This window comes from Streptomyces sp. NPDC089915 (assembly GCF_040684675.1).
Taxonomy (GTDB): Bacteria; Actinomycetota; Actinomycetes; order Streptomycetales; family Streptomycetaceae; genus Streptomyces.
Window position 1 is genome coordinate 1 of record NZ_JBFBGN010000287.1, and the last position, 2,740, is coordinate 2,740.

3 protein-coding genes are annotated in these 2,740 nt (G+C 74.7%); 2 read left to right on the top strand and 1 reads right to left on the bottom strand.

What is annotated here, in order from left to right:
* Positions 1-163 precede the first annotated feature (163 nt).
* Together AB0O29_RS34905 and AB0O29_RS34910 are read left to right on the top strand one after the other, a co-directional pair.
* On the top strand, positions 164-1,219 hold the full coding sequence (locus AB0O29_RS34905) for an AAA family ATPase (RefSeq protein ID WP_365160180.1): 1,056 nt from the start codon (positions 164-166) through the stop codon (positions 1,217-1,219).
* Positions 1,216-1,785 (top strand): guanylate kinase, encoded by a 570-nt coding sequence (locus AB0O29_RS34910; protein ID WP_365160182.1) that lies wholly within the window; start codon positions 1,216-1,218, stop codon positions 1,783-1,785. The genes AB0O29_RS34905 and AB0O29_RS34910 overlap by 4 nt, the downstream gene beginning before the upstream one ends.
* A gap of 32 nt (positions 1,786-1,817) precedes the next feature.
* On the opposite strand, the gene AB0O29_RS34915 is transcribed toward AB0O29_RS34910, so the two are convergent.
* The gene (locus tag AB0O29_RS34915) at positions 1,818-2,657 is read right to left on the bottom strand and encodes a DUF1932 domain-containing protein (RefSeq protein ID WP_365160185.1); all 840 of its coding nucleotides are present in this window, start codon (positions 2,655-2,657) and stop codon (positions 1,818-1,820) included.
* Positions 2,658-2,740 lie beyond the last annotated feature (83 nt).

The window sequence follows — 2,740 nt, forward strand, 5'->3', positions numbered from 1 at the left end:
CGCACCTCGATGGGGACGTCCATGACCTTGCCGATCAGGGTGACCAGGTCGGCGATTCCTCCTCTCCCTGGCCCCGGACGAGTCATGGGCCTGGTGCTACACGGACGAGGTCTTCCTGTTCCGAACCGAGACGGCCGAACCCTAGAACCCTAGGCTCGCCGGCATGACGATGACGCGGGGGGACGGGGCGGGGAAGCGGCGGGCAGGGTGGAGGCCGGACAGGCTGCGCCAACGGCGGGAGGCCCACGGCCTGACCCTGGAGGAGGCGGCCCAACGCCTCCGCGAGACCGCCGAGCGGGCCGGCCTGAAGGGGATCGAGGCCGCGGATCCGCGGACCCTGCGGCAGCACGAACGGGGAGAGGCCTACCCGGGCCCGCACCACCGGCGCGCCTACTGCCTCCTCTACCGGGCCACCGAGCCCGACTTGGGCTTACGCACCGCACTGCCCGGGGAAGGGACGACCCTCCGGATCACCCCGGTGGACGACCGGCCCGACGACGCCCACCCCGGTGCCCACGTCCCGGCCGTCGAGCGAGCCCTTCTCCGGATGATCGCCCCGGCCGTCGACGAGGCCGCCGGCCGTCCCGACCTCCGGCAGCGCGTCATCGACGCCTGGAAGCGCCGCCACACCGGCGGCGACCCGCACCGCCCCGTCCTGCTCCTCGTCGGCGGGTACGCGGGCAGCGGCAAGACGGAACTCGCCCGCTTCCTCGTCCGGCTCACCGGATGGCCGCTGCTCGACAAGGACCCGTTGACCCGGCCGTTGGCGGAACGCCTCCTGACCGCGCTGGGCGGCGACCCGGACGACCGGCACACCGAGCTCTACCGGGAGCACGTCCGCCCGGCGGAGTACGACTGCCTCATGGGGTCCGCCCTGGCCAACGCCCGCTGCGGGATCAGTACGGTCCTCTGCGCCCCCTTCACCGCCGAGATGACGGACCCGGCGTGGATGCGGCGGCTGTCCGACCGGGCGAACGCGATGGGCGTCGACGTCCTCCCGCTGTGGGTGCGCTGCGACGAGGAGTCGATGCGCGAGCACATCGGATCGCGCGGCGCGGCCCGCGACGCGTGGAAGCTCGCCGGGTGGGACGCGTACGCGGCCACGCTCGACACGGACCTGCGCCCGGCCGTGCCCCACCTGCTCGTCGACAACAGGCTCGGCCGCGCCGTGACGCTCGCGGACCGGGTCCGGCAGGTGCTGGGGGGAACGTACGCGTGAGGCAGGGCGTGATCCTGTACGGCCCGCCGGCCGCGGGCAAGGACACCGTGACCACCGCGCTCACCGGGCTGCGGCCGGAGTACCGGCAGTTCGCGCGGCTCAAGGTGGGGCTCGGCAAGGCCGCCGGCTACCGCATGGGCACGATGGAGCAGCTCCGCGCGCTGGAGGCCGTGGGCGGCCTCGTCTACGCGAACCACCGGTACGGCAACACCTACGTCATCGACGTGCCCGGCCTGGACGACGCGTTCGCCCGAGGTGTGCCGGTGATCCACCTCGGGCAGGTCGAGGGCGTCCGGGCCCTGGTCGCCGGCTATGCGGCCGACTGGTCCCTGGTGCTGCTGTGGTGCCCCCGCGAGGTGACCGCGCAGCGGTCGGCGGGGCGCGGCGACAGCGACACCACCGCCCGCCTGGAGGCCTGGGACGCGACCCGCGAGGACGTGGACGGGCATCAGGACACGGCGTGGGACCTGACCGTGGACACCACCGAGGTCTCCCCGGACGAAGCGGCACGGCTCATCGACCGGCTGCTGGCGCGGCGGGCGGCCGCGGCAGCGGGGTCGGCTTGAGTGGGGGCCAGGCAAGATCCGGAAGAGACGGCCTAAGGCCGGGCGAGCCTGTCCAGGGCATCGGCGAGCGTGAGTTCGCGGGCGTCCTTGGCGTCGTTCCACCGTGCCAGCGCGGACGCGGCCGCGAGCAGCACGTCCGGCGGGAGGCCGGCGGCCGCGAGCGCGTCGGCGGCCTCCTCCAGCTCCGGGCCCCAGCGCCAGGCGCGGGCCGCCGTCTTGGCGACGTACTGCGGCTCGGCCAGGTAGGAGTCCGTCCGCTTCGAGGCGACCTCGATCAGTTCCCGTTCGACGCCGTGCTCGCGCGCCATGCCGAGCGCGAGCGCCACCAGGACCCGCGAGGTCTTCTGGAAGCTGGAGTACGCCAGCTTCAGCGCGGAGGCCTTCCCCACCTCCGTACCCAGCACCACCGTCCGGACGGCGGTGCCCTCGAACAGCGCCTCGACGCGCTCGGTCGCGGCGAGGCCGCCGGACAGGTACAGGGTCGGCGTCTTGCCGCCGACCGGCGGGGACCCGACGACCGCGCCGTCCACCACGGTCGCGTCGGGCCCGAGCAGCGCGGCGATCCGCCGCGCCCGCTCCGGGCTGATCGCGTTCGCCTCCACGTACACGCCCGCGAAGCGGTGCCCGGAAACCTCCCGGGCCAGGTCCTCGGCAGCGGCCGGCGGGCACAGGCTGACGACGATGTCGCTGCGGTCCAGCAGTTCGGCCGGCGTGGGCACGGGCGTGAGGCCGAACCGCGCGGCGCGCTCCGCGGACGCGGCGCTCCGCCCGGCCCCGCACCACAGGACGGCGGCCGCGTTGGCCGAGGCACAGGCGGCGACGGCCGCGCCCATGCCGCCGGGGTGGAGGATGCCGACGGTCGGCTGGTCCACGGTGCTACTCCGTCTCGTCGAGCAGGATGGCGACGGCATCGGTGACGTCGTCGACGACATGGTGGGCGCCGGACGGCCCGTCG